Raw genomic sequence first — 13,369 nt, 5'->3', positions numbered from 1 at the left:
TCATGGACGGATGAGCAAGCCCGTCTTCGTGCAGCCCAACCTCGACGGCCCGGCGATCGAGCTCGCCGGCGTGGAGGTGCACGTCGGCCGGACGCCGCTGGTGTCGGGCGTCGACTGGCGGGTGGACTACGGCCAGCGCTGGGTGGTGCTGGGCCGCAACGGCGCCGGCAAGTCGACGATCCTGTCCGTGGCCTCGACCCAGCGGTTTCCCAGCGCGGGCACCGCGGTGGTGCTCGGGCACCGGATGGGCGCGGTCGACCTGCGGGACATCCGGACGCACATCGGGTTCGTCGGCGCGAACCAGCGGCTGCCCGACGCGGAGAACCACAACGCGCACACGGTGGTGCTGACCGGCTACAGCGGCAGTGTGCTGCCGCTGTGGGAGCGCTACGACGACACGATCCGCGACCGCGCGGCGAAGCTCCTGGAGCTGGTCGGGTGCGCCGGCCTCGGCGACCGGTCGGTGCGGGTGTGTTCGCAGGGCGAACGCGCGCGCGTCCGGCTGGCCCGGGCGCTGATGGCCGACCCGCTGCTGCTCCTGCTCGACGAGCCGTTCGCCGGCCTCGACATGCCGGGCCGCGAGGACCTGCTGCTGGCGCTGGAGAACCTGACCCGGGCCCAGCCGGAGCTGGCCACGGTGACGGTGACGCACCACCTGGAGGAGATCCCGGCCACCGCGACGCACGCCCTGCTGGTGCGCCGCGGCGCGGTCACGGCGGCGGGCCCGATCGACGAAGTCCTGACGAACGACGGTCTGTCGGCGTGTTACGAGCGAGAGGTCGAGGTGCACCGGCTCAACGGCCGGTGGGTGGCGCACGCCCGCGCGGCTAGCTGAACAGCTCCGCGAGGGGGCTGTGGTCGAGGCCGTCGAGCAGGGCCGCGGGGTCTTCGTAGGTCGCCACCGCGCCGGCTTCGGTCAGCTCCGCCGCGCTGACGCCGCCCGAGAGCACGGCGACGGTGCGCACGCCCGCCTTGGTGGCGGCGTGGACGTCCCAGACGGAGTCGCCGACGAAGATCGTGTCGCCCGGCTCGGTGCCCGCGCGCTCCAGCGCGGCGTACACCGGCTCCGGGTCGGGCTTGGTGGCCTCGACGTCCGCGCCCGCGACGATGCCCGCGACGACGTCGTCGACGTCGAGGATCTTGCGCATGACGTCCAGCTCGTCGGGCCCGGCCGACGTCGCCAGGAGCACGCGCACCCCGTGCCCGGCGATGACGCGGATCAGCGCGGCGGCCTGGTCGAAGGGCCGCAGCATCCCGGCCGTCTCGAGGTAGAAGCGGCTGTGGAGGTCTTCGAGCCGGCTGCCGAGCTCGTCGGCGTCGGCTTGCCCGAGCAGGTCGGCGAGCAGCTTGCCGGACCCCATCCCGATCGCGCGGTGGACGCGCCAGGAGTCGACGTCGAGGTCCAGCTCGCGGAACGCGCGCTGCCAGGCGTGGACGTGCAGGTAGTTGGAGTCGACGAGCGTGCCGTCGAGGTCGAAGAGCACGGCGGTGGCGATGGCGATCCCTCCTTCGGACGCTCTGGTGGTACCCGGCGGGGCGACCGCGAAACGTCGCTTCGGCCGTTGTGGCGACGTGCGTCACGCGGGGAACATTTTCGCAGGCCGTGCGTTGTACAGACTGTCGGTACGGTGGTGTCCCCGGGCCTCACCCACAGCCTTCACGGAATGCCAGTCCGGCTGGAGCCGTGTAGCGCCACTCGCCGCGAGGCGACCCCCGTACCGACGCTTGTCTCCCGCTTCTGCTCGCAGGTACCCCCAGCCTTCGCCGAGCGGGAGCGGGTCCTTTTTGTCCATTGTGGACCCGTTTCTTCGAGCGTGTGCTGTCGAGCACTCCGTACTTCACCCAGCCGTGGCGATCGGCGTGGGTACCCCTCCGCCATGGGGCAGGCGGTGGAGCGCGGCTCGCCCGTTGGGCGGGGTTGCGCCGGGAGGACGGGAGGCTACGCTGCGAGGGTACGGTTCAGGCAACAGCCGTTACCCCCATTCCGGTCTGCGTCCGAGCGGGACTCCCGCCCGGCACTTCAATCTGTGAACGAAGGCGTCTGCCGATGTTGGTTGTGCAGCACCCCGCGACGGCGATCCCCGTGACCCGCGCGGGCGCCGGTGCGTTCGATATCAAGGTGATCCGCCCCTACTTCGGTGCCGTGATGGTCCGGATCCGGGGCGCCCTCGCCGAAGAGAGCGCCGCCCAGCTCGAGGCCGTCCTGGCCACCTGGGCCCACCGCAAGTTCCCGGTCCTGGTGCTCGACCTCTCGGCGGTCGACCTCCTGGACGCGGCCGGCCTCGACGCGCTGGTCGACATCCAGGCCCGGACGCAGCGCGAGAGCACCACCCTGCGCGTCGTCACGGGCGACAACCGCGTCGTGCGCCGGGCCCTCTCCGACACCGGGCTCGACCACGAGCTCAACGTCAGCCCGCTGCCCGCCGGCTGGGAGCGCGCGACGGAGATCCCCGTCTGACCCAGGTGGCGTGCGCCCCGGCTCCCGGGTGAGACTTCCGGGGTGATCACCACCATGCGGGCCTTCGTGCTCACCGGCCCGCGGGCGTTCTCGGTGCAGGACGTCCCGGTGCCCGAAGCCGTCCCCGGCGAGGTGGTCGTCGACGTCGAACGCGCCGGCGTCTGCGGCACCGACGTCGAGTTCTTCACCGGCGAGATGGCCTACCTGCACCAGGGCCACTCGGCGTACCCGATGCGGCTGGGGCACGAGTGGGCAGGCACCGTCTCGGCCGTCGGCGCCGGCGTCGACCCGGCGTGGCTCGGGCGCCGCGTCATGGGCGACACCATGCTCGGCGATCAGACGTGCCGCCGCTGCCGCAAAGGCCACCAGCACACCTGCGCGCGCCGCGAGGAAGTCGGCATCCGCGGCGGGCGGCCCGGCGCGCTGGCCGAACGGATCGCCGTGCCCGCGTGGTCGCTGCACGCGCTGCCCGATTCCGTCGACGCCGTCCTCGGCGCCCTGGTCGAGCCGGGTGGCAACGCCTTGCGCGCGGCGCAGGCCGCCGCCGTCGGGCCCGGCGATCGCGCGCTGGTGCTGGGGCCCGGGACGATCGGGCTGCTCGTGGCCCTGTTCCTGCGCGCGGCCGGCGCCGAGGTGCACCTGCTCGGGCGCGACGAGCCCACCCTCGCCTTCGCCCGCACCCTCGGCTTCGCGCACGCCTGGACCCGCGGCACGCTCCCGGACTTGTCCTTCGACGCGGTCGTCGACGCGTCCAACGCCGTCGAGCTGCCCGCGCTGGCCCTCGACCTGGTCGAACCGGCCGGCCGGGCCGTCTACATCGGACTGGCCGGGCAGCCCAGCCTGATCGACACCCGCGAGCTGGTCCTGAAGGACGTCACGGCCGTCGGCATCCTGTCCGCGTCACCGGGCCTGGCCGACACGATCGCCGCGTACGCGAGCGGCGCCGTCGACCCGCGGCCGCTGGTCGCGGCGACCGTCGGGCTCGACGACGTCGGCGCTGTCCTCGCGGGGGAGCACCACGCCGGTCCCGGACCGAAGGTCCACGTCGATCCGCGGCGTTAGTCGAGCCGCAGGATCGTTTCCTCGATCTCCGCGCCCCGGGCGTTCGCGTACCCGGTGTCGGTGCCGACGACGGTGAAGCCCGCCCGCTGCAGGACTCGCAACGACCCGGCGTTGTCGCTGGCCGCCCGCGCGTGCAGCGGCCGGACCTCGACCGCGTCGAGCAGCAGGGCAAGCGCTTGCCCGGCGATGCCCTGCCCCCACACCGCCCGGTCGATCCAGTAGGTGATCTCGGTGTCGCCCTCCATGACGAACGCGGCGATGCTGCCGACGAGGACGCCGTCGCGGGTCACCGCGTGGTGGGTGATCCCGTCGGAGAACCGCACCTTCGCCATGTGGGCGTCGAACGCTTCGCGGTCGTCGGGGTCCTTGTGGGTGAACGCGGCCATCCGGACCGCCTCGGGGTCCCGCTGCTGCTCGAACAACGCGTCGAGGTCGGCGTCTTCGACCGGCCGGAGTGCTATCGCTGCCACCGGCTCAGGATAGGCCGAGCAGCCGGATCGCGTTGTCCTTCAGGATCATCGGCCGGACCTCGTCCTTGATGTCCAGCTCGGCGAAGTCCGCCAGCCAGCGGTCCGGGGTGATGACCGGGAAGTCCGAGCCGAACAGGACCTTGCGCTTCAGCAGCGTGTTGGCCGCGCGGACCAGCTGCGGCGGGAAGTACTTCGGCGACCAGCCGGACAGGTCGATGTACACGTTGGCCTTGTGCGTCGCCACCGAGATCGCCTCGTCCTGCCACGGCACCGACGGGTGCGCCAGGATGATCGTCAGGTGCGGGAAGTCGGCGGCGACGTCGTCGAGCAGCATCGGGTTCGAGTAGCGCAGCTTGATGCCGCGCCCGCCCGGCAGGCCCGCGCCGATCCCGGTCTGGCCGGTGTGGAACAACGCCGGGACACCGAGCTCGCCGATCGCCTCGTACAGCGGGTAGAACCGCGGGTCGTTCGGCTCGAAGCCCTGCAGGCTGGGGTGGAACTTGAAGCCGCGGACGCCGTGCTCGGTGACGAGCCGGCGCGCGCGGTGCACGGCGGCCTTGCCGGAGTGCGGGTCGACCGAGCCGAACGGGATGAGCACGTCGGGGTGCGCGGCGGCCGCGTCGGCGATCTCCTCACTCGACAGCGCGGGGTGCCCGGTCGCGGCGGGCGCCTCGACGGTGAACACGACCGCGGCCATCTTGCGGGCGCGGTAGTGCTCGGCGATCGCGGTCACGGTCGGCGTCCGGTCCTGGTCGGCGCGGAAGTACTTCGCGGACGCGTCGAGCAGCTCCTGGTCCAGCGCGAAGCAGCCGTGGCCGTCCTGCTCGACGTGGGTGTGGACGTCGAGGGCGGTCAGTGCGGAAAGATCCACCGGTATCTCCAGGTCAGGGCAGGTCGGGCTGCGCGGCCTTGGCGGCCAGCAGCTGGTCGAGGACGGCGTCGCGGGCGGCGACGAGCCGGGCTTGGTCGGTGTCGGCCAGTTCGGCGTCGACGCCGGAGATGAGCGTCTCGGCGAGTTCCGGCGTCAGGTGGACCTGACCCAGGTCGCGCCACCATTCTTCGGTGGGCGGGCCGAGGTGCCGCAGGACGTGCGCCAGGCCGCCGGCGCCGCCGGACAGGTGCTGGTTGACGAACGGGCCGAGCACCGCCCACCGCAGCCCGGGCCCGTACGCGATCGCCGTGTCGATGTCGGCGACCGTCGCGACCCCGCGTTCGACCAGCGAATACGCCTCCTGCCACAGCGCGGCCTGCAGCCGGTTCGCGACGTGCCCGGGCAGCTCGCGCGTCAGCCGGATCGGGCGTTTCCCCACCGAGGCGTAGAACTCCACCGCCCGGTCGACGACCTCGGGCGCGGTGTCGCGGCCGGGGACGACCTCGACGAGCGGGATCAGGTGCGGCGGGTTGAACGGGTGCCCGACGACGACCCGCTCGGGGTGGCGCGGGCAGCCGCGGGCGATGACGCTGGGCAGCAGCCCGGACGAGCTGCTCGCCAGGATCACGTCCGGCCGCGCGGCCTCGTCGAGGACGCCGAACAACGCGTGCTTGATGTCTTCGCGCTCCGGACCGTTCTCCTGCACGAAGTCCGCGGCGGCGGCCGCTTCACCGGCGTCGGCGACGAACCGCAGCCGATCCGTCGACACGCCTTCGAGCGCACTGCGCAGCCGTTCTTCGGCGCCGGACGCCGGATCGGTGGCGACGACGTCGTGGCCGTGGGCGAGGAAGAGGCCCGCCCAGCTCGCGCCGATCACGCCGGTACCGACCACCGCGACGGTGCTCATGCGCGCGCCCGGAAGTGGTCGAGGGCGGTGGGATCGGCCAGGACGTCCCGGCCGACGACGTCTTCGGGGCGGGCGCCGAGCAGGAGTTTCTTCACGGGCAGCTCCAGTTTCTTCCCGGTGCGGTTGCGCGGGATCACCGGGACGGCGGTGATCTCGTCGGGCACGTGCCGCGGCGACAGCGCGCTCTTCAACGCGTTCTTGATGCGGTGGCGCAGGTCGTCGTCCAGCGCGCCGTCGTGCAGGACGACGTAGAGGCGGAGGTCGCCGTTGCCGCCCGCCGGGTCTTCGAGGTGCACGACGAGGGAGTCGTCGATCTCCGGCAGCTCCTCGACGACCGTGTAGAACTCGGCGGTGCCGAGCCGGACGCCGCCGCGGTTGAGCGTGGCGTCGGAGCGGCCGGCGATGACGCAGCCGCCGTCCGGCGAGAAACGCACCCAATCGCCGTGCCGCCAGACGCCTGGGTAGTCGGCGAAGTACGTTGCGCGGTAACGGGAATCCGGGTCGGTGACCGGGAGATCGCCCCAGAACCCGACCGGCATCGACGGCATCGGTGCGGTGATCACCAGTTCCCCCAGTTCGCCGACCACCGGCTGGCCGCGCTCGTCGAACGCCCGCGCGTCGACGCCGAGACAGGGACCGGAGATCTCCCCGGCCCACACCGGTTGCAGCGGGCTGCCCTGGACGATCCCGCTGCAGACGTCGGTGCCGCCGCTGCCGACGTTGAGCAGGACGTCGGGGAACCGGTCGGCCACCCACCGGTAGCCCTCGGCGGGCAGCGGGCTGCCCGCCGCGCCGATCTGCCGCAACGCCGACAGGTCCAGGTCCGCCGCCGGGTCGAGGCCCGCTTTCCGGCACGCCATCAGGAAACCCGGGCTCGCGCCCAGCAGCGTCGCGCGGGTTTCGGCGGCGAGGCGCCACTGCCAGGCCAGGTCCGGGTGCAGCGGGTTGCCGTCGACCAGCACGATCGACGCGCCGGTCAGCAGCCCGGACACGAGCGCGTTCCACATCATCCAGGCGGTGGTGGAGAACCACAGCAGCCGGTCGCCGGGCCGCAGGTCCCAGCTGAGGCCGTGGTTCTTGAGGTGCTCCAGCAGCAGCCCGCCGTGGCCGTGCACGATCGGCTTCGGTTTCCCGGTGGTGCCGGAGGAGAACAGCACGCACAGCGGGTGCGCGAACCCGACCGGCTCGAAGCCCGGCTCGCCCGGCTGGTCCAGCAACTCCGCCCAGCCGGTGGCGTCGTCGCCGTACCCGACCCGGACGACGTGCTCCACGGTCGGCAGCCCGGCCACGATGTCGGCGACCTCGCCGCGGCGGTCGACATCCTTGGCGCCGTACCGATACCCCGAGACGGTCAGCAGCACCTTCGGCTCGACCTGCCCGAACCGGTCGAGCACCGCGCGGGCCCCGAACTCCGGCGCGCAGGACGCCCACACCGCGCCGAGACTCGCCGTGGCGAGGTACGCGACGACCGTCTCGGGGATGTTCGGCAGGTAGGCCACGACGCGGTCGCCGCGTTCGACGCCCAGCCGCCTGAGACCGGCGCGCGCTTTCGCGACTTGGTCGCGCAACTCCGCCCAGGTCAGCTCTTCTCGCGGACGCGTCTGCGAATACGCGATGACGGCGACCACGTCGTCCGGCCGGTCGCTCAGGGCGTGCTCGGCGTAGTTGAGCGTCGCGCCCGGGAACCACTCGGTGCCCGGCATGCGCGGATCCGGGACGACCGCCGTCTCCGGCGTGTGGAAGCGGACGCCGAAGTAGTCGCGGATCGACGACCAGAAGCCGTCGAGATCGGTCACCGACCAGCGGTGCAGGCTCGCGTAGCCGCCGAAGTCGAGGCCGCGGTGGGTGGTCAGCCAGCCGAGGTAGCGGCCGATCTCCGTGGTGTCGCGGACGTCGGCGGCGACCGGGCGCAGCGGCGTCACCGGGCGACCTTCGCCGCGCGCTTGTCGAGGAACGCCCGCATCCGGTCCTGGGCCTCGGTGCTGCCGGTGGCGACCGCCGCCATCAGCGCCTCCAGCAGGTACCCCTCGGCCGGGTTGGCCTCGGCGATGCGCGGCAGCGCCTGCAGCACCGCGAACGTCGTGATCGGCGACGTCGTGGCGATCTTGCGGGCCAGGCCGAGCGCGTGCTCCAGGCCTTCGCCCGGCTCGACGCGGTAGTGCGACAGGCCGGCCGCGTGGCCCTCGTCGGCGTCGAGGACGCGGCCGGTGAGCATCAGGTCGGTCATCCGGTGGGCGCCGATCAGCCGCGGCACCCGCACCGAGCCGCCGCCGCCGACGAACAGGCCGCGCTGGCCCTCCGGCAGCGCGTAGAACGCCGTCGACTCGGCGACGCGGATGTGCGTGGCCGACGCGAGTTCGAGACCGCCGCCGATGACCGCGCCCTTGAGCACCGCGACGACCGGGACGCGGCCGCGCTCGATCCGTTCGAACGCGCGGTGCCACATCATCGAGTGCTGCAGGCCCTCGAACGCGTCCCGCTCGGTCAGCTCTGACAGGTCGAGCCCGGCGGAGAAGTGGTCGCCTTCGGCGTCGAGCACGACGGCTTTCACCTCGGCCGGCGGGTTGCCGAAGAAGGTTTCGAGGGCCAGGACGGTGGCGTCGTCGAGCGCGTTGCGCTTCTTCGGCCGCGACAGCCGCAGCACCGCGACGTCGTCGTGCAGTTCGAGGTGCAGCGTGCTGGTCATGCGGCTCCGTAGGTTTGGGCGGCTTGCCGGCGCAGCTCGACGCGGCGGATCTTGCCGGTGGCGTTGCGCGGCAACGCTTCGACGAACCGGACGTACTTCGGCACCTTGTACCGGGCCAGGTGTGCTTCGAGGTGGGCGCGGAACGCGGCTTCGTCCGGTTCCGCGCCGTCGCGGGCGACGACGTAGGCGGCGCCGACCTCGCCCCAGCGCTCGTCCGGCACGCCGACCACGGCACAGGCGTCGACGGCGTCGAGCTGGACGGCGATCGCCTCGATCTCGGCGGGGTAGACGTTCTCGCCGCCGGAGATGATCAGGTCCTTGACCCGGTCGACGATGTGGGCCCAGCCGTCGTCCTCGACGCGGACGACGTCGCCGGTGCGGAACCAGTGCTCGCCGGCGAAGCTCGCGGCCGTCTCCTCGGGCCGGTTCCAGTAGCCGGTGAAGACGTGCGGGCCGCGCACGAGCAGTTCGGCGGGCTCGGCGCTGAGCGGTTTGCCGCCGTCGGCGGCGACGTCGGTGAAGAAGTGCGGCACGCCCGCGGCGACGGGGTGGTCGAGCGTGCCGTCGTGGGTGGCCATGAAGACGCCGGGGGAGGCCTCGGTCATGCCGTAGCCCTGCAGCAGCCGGACGCCGCGGTCGAGCCACGCCCGCGCGACGCGTTCGGCCACCGGCGAGCCGCCGTAGAGGACGCAGGTCAGCGAGCTGAGGTCGGTGGCCGCCCACGTTTCGTGGCGGCACATCATCTCCAGCATCGTGGGGACGGCGGAGAAGCTCGTGATCCCGGCTTCGGCGATGCGGGCGAGGATCGTCCCGGCGTCGAACCTGGCGACCGGCTCGACGCTGCCGCCCTTGAACAGCGTCGGCAGCGTGATCTGGCCCAGGCCCACGCAGTGGAACAGCGGCGCGATGCAGAGGGCCTTGTCGGTGCCGAGGACGTCGAGGTGGGCGAGCTGGTTGACGGTGTTCCAGGTCAGGTTGCCGTGGGTGAGGACCGCCGCCTTCGGGCGGCCGGTGGTGCCGGAGGTGTAGAGCAGCAGGCACGGATCGTCGAGGCCGACGTCCGGGTCCGGCGGCGGTCCGTCCCCGTCGCCGCCGGCCGGTATCACGCGCAGGTCGTGGGGTCCGGCCGCCGCGACGAGGGCGTCGGCGTCCGGGCTGTGCACGAGGACCGACGCGCCGCTGTCGCCGAGCATGTAGCGGATCTCGGCGGGGGCGAGCCGGTAGTTGAGCGGCACGAAGATCGCGCCGCAGCGGGCGGTGGCGAAGAGGGTCTCGAACACGGCGATGTCGTTGACGCCGAGGTAGGCGACCCGGTCGCCGGGTCGCACGCCGCGCCGGGTCAGGTCGCCGGCCAGGCGGTCGACGCGGCCGGCGAGCTGTGCGTAGGTGAGGGTGCGCCCGGCCTGCGTCAGCGCGACGCGGCCCGGGTCGATCCGGGCGCGCCGCGCCGGCCAGCTGCCCAGGCCGAAGTCCGCGTTCATCGCCACGCCTCCTGATATCAGGGAACCTGATAAGACTCAGGATGCGCGCGGACCGCGGCGGGTGTCAAGGGGTCAGCGGCGCACGACGCGCAGGTCGGCCACCTCCAGCAGGCCGTCGAGGTCGACGTGCCCCTTGAGCTGCCGCGGGTCCGGCACCAGCCCTTCCGCACGCACGACGTCCAGCAGGCGGCTCGCCAGCGGCAACACCATGTGACGGCCCCAGCAGCGTTCACTCACGTGGCCGAACGGCAGGTAACCCGGCTGGGTGTCGGCGTCCAGGTCCGCCCAGCGCTCGGGGCGGAACTCGTCCGGGTCGTCCCAGAGCGCGGGGGAGCGGTGGCTGACGATCGGCAGCAGCAGGACGTCGTCACCAGGGGTGATGCGCGCGTCGACCTCGGTGTACTCGGGCGAGCGGACGCGCAGGATGTTCCACGACGGCGGCAGCAGCCGGAGGGCTTCGTCGAGCACGTGCTCGTTCGGGACGTCGTCGGCGAACGGCGCGCCGAGCCAGACCGCGTTGGTGACCAGGGCGGCGACGGTGAAGCAGATCGGCGCGGCGACGCGCCGGTAGAGGTACATCCGGAAGCGCCGCTCGGCGAAGCCGTCCGCGGCGAGGACCTGGCGCGCGAGGGTGGACAGCTCCCGGCCCTCGGGGGACGGCGGGAGCACCGCGGACCCGGTGGTGACGGCCGACCAGGTCAGCTTCGGGGTCAGCTCCAGCCGCCGGTCGACGAGTGTCCGGAACCGGCGGGTTTCGGGGCCGAAGACCAGGTCACGCAGGTGGGCGTGCGGCACGGCCGGCCACTTCCCGGTGAGGTCGAGCCGGCCCGTGGGCTTCTTCAGGGCGGCCCGGACGTCCGCGCCGACGGCCTGCATCAGGCTCGCGGACTCCGTCCGGGTGACGCGCCGGCCGAGGACGGGCTTGAACGTGGGCCGTTCCTCGGCGTTCGCCGGGCGGGCCAGGAGCAGGGCGTTCATCAGATCGGGGTCCGCGACGCCGATGGTGTCCGGTTCGAGCCGGAAGAGCTCGCCGCCCCGGTGCTCTCGCAGCAGCCGGTCGATCCGGGGCGCGAAGACGGTGCGTTTTGTCCGGTTACCGGCAGCGATGACCACTCTTCCGTGCTCCTTCGAGGGAATCGGAGGGCCGGTTCCGGGATGTCCGGAACCGGCCCGACCCGGTGCTGAAGATCAGATCCAGCCGTACCAGGCGTAGGCCTTCAGGCTCTTTGCGGGGAGCGCTTTCTTGACGAGCCGAACCAGCTTCACCGACGTCCTCCTTCGTTCGTGTGAAAGGGATCCCGCGTCCGCGATCATCCGGGGACCACATTACGGGGACGGTGTGCCGGTTGGTCAAGAACGAACTTGCGGTTGTCCATTCCCTGTCCGGTCACCGGTGAGCGGGAATGCCCTACGAACGTCGGTGTTGATCGAATTCGCCTTCGATGCTACGGAATGGATTTACACACACGTATTTCATTCTTCACATTCGTGTCTCCGGCGGCATGTTCGAGACGGCCCTCGGGTGGGTAGCCAGGGGGTGTGGTGGGCGACGTCCGCCGAAACGAGTGGAGAGGTGAAGCCATGGGCGACGCTGCGGTCGGGCAACGAGTGAAGACGGCGGCGGCCGGCGTGCGAGAGCTCGCCGTCGAGGCCGCGCGAGTGGGCGCGGACGCGGCCGCGCGGGCGGTGGAGATCACCGACCGGAAGCTGACCGAGGGGGCCGACGAGCTGGCCCAGGTCGGCCGCAAGGCGACGAAGGACTTCGACAAGGGCACGAAGGCGTCCCGCCGTGAGCTGCGGGTGAACTCCGTCGCGGCGCGCGACGAGGTGCTGGCCCGCGCGGTGAAGATGCGCGACCCGGGCCGCAAGGCCGCCGAGGCGGTCGCGGCCGTCGTCGGCTCGCGGGGTGATTCCAGCCGCAAGCGCCGCAAGACGGTGGCGACGGCGAAGAGGGACCTGACGGCGGCGCTGGCCGAGGCCAAGAGCGCGGCCAAGGGCGAGCGGTCGAAGAAGGCCCGCTGGCCGTGGCTGCTGGGCATCGCGGTCCTCGCCGCGGGTGCGGCGGCGGTGCTGCGCGCCAAGCGGGGCAACCCGCTGGCGGAACCGCAGCTCCACGAGGCCGACGCGGCCGCGGAGAAGGCGGCCGCGCAGGCCAACGGCAGCGCGCCGAAGCCGCCGGTGACCCCGGTGACCCCGGCGACACCGCCGCCGGCCCCGCAGAACGGCGCGAAGACCCCGGTGGCCAAGCCCCCGGCGGCGCCGACGAGCGGTGTGAAGCCCGCGGCCGTCCCGCCGAAGCCGGCGGTGACCCCGCCGAAGCCCGCGCCGAGCCCGGAGAACAGCCCGAAGAAGTAGCAGCAGTACGCACGAAAGGCTCCGCGACGCACCAGGTGTGCGCCGCGGAGCCTTTTGCGTTCACCCGCGCAACAACGCGGCGCGCACGTCTCAGCGGGGTTTCAGCTGGTCCGAGCCCCGAGCCCCGAGCCCCGAGCCCCGAGCCCCGAGCCCCGAGCCCCGAGCCCCGAGCCCCGAGCCCCGAGCCCCGAGCCCCGAGCCCCGAGCCCCGAGCCCCGAGCCCCGAGCCCCGAGCCCCGAGCCCCGAGCCCCGAGCCCCGAGCCCCGAGCCCCGCCCGCCTCCGGCCCCGGTCTGAGCGTTCGCTCGCGCCGTCCCGACCAGGCCGCGACCAGCGCCGCGAAGCCGGACAGCTCCGGTTCACGAAACTCCCGGGACCGGGTGTGGCTGGCCGCGGGGCCCCCTAGGCGGTCGCCCGGACCAGCGGCAGGAACAGCTCGTCGACGATCGCCTCGATGCGCTCGGGCTTCGGGGGTTCGAGGCCCATCACCAGGTCGTGGCGGACCAGGTCGAACGGCATGTCGAGTACCGCTGTGGGGATGCGCGCCAGGTCGATCTCGCCGCGGTGGTGGGCGCGCTGGTAGAGGGCCCGGCCGTGGGGGAGTGGCTGGTCGCCCATGACCTGGTCGCGGACCTGCGCCGGGGTCAGGCCGGTGTCGGCGAGCAGTCCCGAGAAGGCCGTGGCCACGGCGATGGCGAAGAACGCGGCCAGCGCTTCGCTCGCGGCCGTCAGCTGGGCGATCAGGTCGCCGCGCAGGGTGCCGGTGTCGGGTTGCGCGACCAGGTGGGCGTCCCGGTGGTGCTCGATCGCGGCGAGCACCAGCCGGTCCTTGTTGGCCCAGCGGCGGTAGAGCACGGCCTCGCTGGTGCGGGCGCGGACGGCGATCGACTCCATGGTCAGGCGGCCGTAACCGACCTCGACCAGCTCGTCCCACCCGGCGGTGAGCAGCGCGGCCTCGAGCTGCTTGCCGTGACGGCGACGGCGTGCGGGTTCGGCTGACTCGGTGACCACCCGGCCACGATAGAAAGCCTTTCCTTTCTTGGCAAGTCGCTCTACTCTGGCGTTAGAAAGAGATTCCTT

At 72.6% G+C, this 13,369-nt stretch carries 14 protein-coding genes; 4 read left to right on the top strand and 10 right to left on the bottom strand.

What is annotated here, in order from left to right; translation table 11 throughout:
- The first annotated feature begins 10 nt into the window (after positions 1 to 10).
- Positions 11 to 835, top strand: coding sequence for an ABC transporter ATP-binding protein (locus tag OHS58_RS20830; protein ID WP_328649515.1), 825 nt, complete (start codon positions 11 to 13; stop codon positions 833 to 835).
- Here OHS58_RS20830 and OHS58_RS20825 read toward each other — a convergent pair.
- The gene (locus OHS58_RS20825; protein WP_328649514.1) at positions 828 to 1,484 is read right to left on the bottom strand and encodes an HAD family hydrolase; all 657 of its coding nucleotides are present in this window, start codon (positions 1,482 to 1,484) and stop codon (positions 828 to 830) included. The genes OHS58_RS20830 and OHS58_RS20825 overlap by 8 nt on opposite strands.
- A gap of 563 nt (positions 1,485 to 2,047) precedes the next feature.
- On the opposite strand from OHS58_RS20825, the gene OHS58_RS20820 reads away from it, so the two are divergent.
- Both OHS58_RS20820 and OHS58_RS20815 read left to right on the top strand, forming a co-directional pair.
- The gene (locus OHS58_RS20820; protein WP_326948122.1) at positions 2,048 to 2,458 is read left to right on the top strand and encodes an STAS domain-containing protein; all 411 of its coding nucleotides are present in this window, start codon (positions 2,048 to 2,050) and stop codon (positions 2,456 to 2,458) included.
- A gap of 54 nt (positions 2,459 to 2,512) precedes the next feature.
- Positions 2,513 to 3,520 (top strand): zinc-dependent alcohol dehydrogenase, encoded by a 1,008-nt coding sequence (locus OHS58_RS20815; RefSeq protein ID WP_326960318.1) that lies wholly within the window; start codon positions 2,513 to 2,515, stop codon positions 3,518 to 3,520.
- On the opposite strand, the gene OHS58_RS20810 is transcribed toward OHS58_RS20815, so the two are convergent.
- From OHS58_RS20810 to OHS58_RS48805, 8 genes are all read right to left on the bottom strand, one after another.
- Positions 3,517 to 3,990, bottom strand: a complete 474-nt coding sequence (locus OHS58_RS20810) for a GNAT family N-acetyltransferase (protein WP_328649513.1) — start codon at positions 3,988 to 3,990, stop codon at positions 3,517 to 3,519. The genes OHS58_RS20815 and OHS58_RS20810 overlap by 4 nt on opposite strands.
- Positions 3,991 to 3,994: 4 nt before the next feature.
- Positions 3,995 to 4,861, bottom strand: a complete 867-nt coding sequence (gene couO / locus OHS58_RS20805) for a 4-hydroxyphenyl-beta-ketoacyl-CoA hydrolase (protein WP_326948125.1) — start codon at positions 4,859 to 4,861, stop codon at positions 3,995 to 3,997.
- 13 nt (positions 4,862 to 4,874) lie between these two features.
- Positions 4,875 to 5,768, bottom strand: coding sequence for a 3-hydroxyacyl-CoA dehydrogenase NAD-binding domain-containing protein (locus OHS58_RS20800; protein ID WP_328649512.1), 894 nt, complete (start codon positions 5,766 to 5,768; stop codon positions 4,875 to 4,877).
- Positions 5,765 to 7,690, bottom strand: a complete 1,926-nt coding sequence (locus OHS58_RS20795; RefSeq protein ID WP_328649511.1) for an acetoacetate--CoA ligase — start codon at positions 7,688 to 7,690, stop codon at positions 5,765 to 5,767. Before OHS58_RS20795 ends, OHS58_RS20800 begins: the two co-directional genes overlap by 4 nt.
- Positions 7,687 to 8,454: a crotonase/enoyl-CoA hydratase family protein gene (locus tag OHS58_RS20790; RefSeq protein WP_247049648.1), complete on the bottom strand. Its 768-nt coding sequence runs from the start codon at positions 8,452 to 8,454 to the stop codon at positions 7,687 to 7,689. Before OHS58_RS20790 ends, OHS58_RS20795 begins: the two co-directional genes overlap by 4 nt.
- A complete protein-coding gene (locus OHS58_RS20785) occupies positions 8,451 to 9,935 on the bottom strand; it encodes an acyl-CoA synthetase (RefSeq protein WP_328649510.1) in 1,485 nt (494 codons plus the stop codon). The genes OHS58_RS20790 and OHS58_RS20785 overlap by 4 nt, the downstream gene beginning before the upstream one ends.
- Positions 9,936 to 10,007: 72 nt before the next feature.
- Positions 10,008 to 11,048 (bottom strand): cytochrome P450, encoded by a 1,041-nt coding sequence (locus OHS58_RS20780; RefSeq protein WP_328649509.1) that lies wholly within the window; start codon positions 11,046 to 11,048, stop codon positions 10,008 to 10,010.
- A gap of 75 nt (positions 11,049 to 11,123) precedes the next feature.
- On the bottom strand, positions 11,124 to 11,249 hold the full coding sequence (locus tag OHS58_RS48805) for a tryptorubin family RiPP precursor (RefSeq protein WP_371827495.1): 126 nt from the start codon (positions 11,247 to 11,249) through the stop codon (positions 11,124 to 11,126).
- Between the two features lie 267 nt (positions 11,250 to 11,516).
- Here OHS58_RS48805 and OHS58_RS20775 point away from each other — a divergent pair, with 267 nt between their 5' ends.
- The gene (locus tag OHS58_RS20775; RefSeq protein WP_328649508.1) at positions 11,517 to 12,290 is read left to right on the top strand and encodes a hypothetical protein; all 774 of its coding nucleotides are present in this window, start codon (positions 11,517 to 11,519) and stop codon (positions 12,288 to 12,290) included.
- Positions 12,291 to 12,691: 401 nt separating this feature from the next.
- Here the strand turns inward: OHS58_RS20775 and OHS58_RS20770 are convergent, their stop codons facing one another.
- Complete coding sequence (locus OHS58_RS20770; RefSeq protein WP_328649507.1) at positions 12,692 to 13,300, bottom strand: TetR/AcrR family transcriptional regulator; 609 nt, start codon at positions 13,298 to 13,300, stop codon at positions 12,692 to 12,694.
- Between the last annotated feature and the right edge of the window lie 69 nt (positions 13,301 to 13,369).

Origin of the sequence: Amycolatopsis sp. NBC_00348 (genome assembly GCF_036114655.1) — a bacterium.
Taxonomy (GTDB): Bacteria; Actinomycetota; Actinomycetes; order Mycobacteriales; family Pseudonocardiaceae; genus Amycolatopsis.
This window is presented reverse-complemented; position numbering and strand designations above follow the sequence as displayed.

Coding starts and splice junctions, on each gene's coding strand:
- OHS58_RS20815 (WP_326960318.1), top strand. CDS start 2,513: ATGCGGGCCTTCGTGCTCACCGGCCCGCGGGCGTTCTCGGTGCAGGAC.
- OHS58_RS20790 (WP_247049648.1), bottom strand. CDS start 8,454: ATGACCAGCACGCTGCACCTCGAACTGCACGACGACGTCGCGGTGCTG.
- OHS58_RS20785 (WP_328649510.1), bottom strand. CDS start 9,935: ATGAACGCGGACTTCGGCCTGGGCAGCTGGCCGGCGCGGCGCGCCCGG.
- OHS58_RS48805 (WP_371827495.1), bottom strand. CDS start 11,249: ATGATCGCGGACGCGGGATCCCTTTCACACGAACGAAGGAGGACGTCG.
- OHS58_RS20800 (WP_328649512.1), bottom strand. CDS start 5,768: ATGAGCACCGTCGCGGTGGTCGGTACCGGCGTGATCGGCGCGAGCTGG.
- OHS58_RS20775 (WP_328649508.1), top strand. CDS start 11,517: ATGGGCGACGCTGCGGTCGGGCAACGAGTGAAGACGGCGGCGGCCGGC.
- OHS58_RS20830 (WP_328649515.1), top strand. CDS start 11: ATGAGCAAGCCCGTCTTCGTGCAGCCCAACCTCGACGGCCCGGCGATC.
- OHS58_RS20820 (WP_326948122.1), top strand. CDS start 2,048: ATGTTGGTTGTGCAGCACCCCGCGACGGCGATCCCCGTGACCCGCGCG.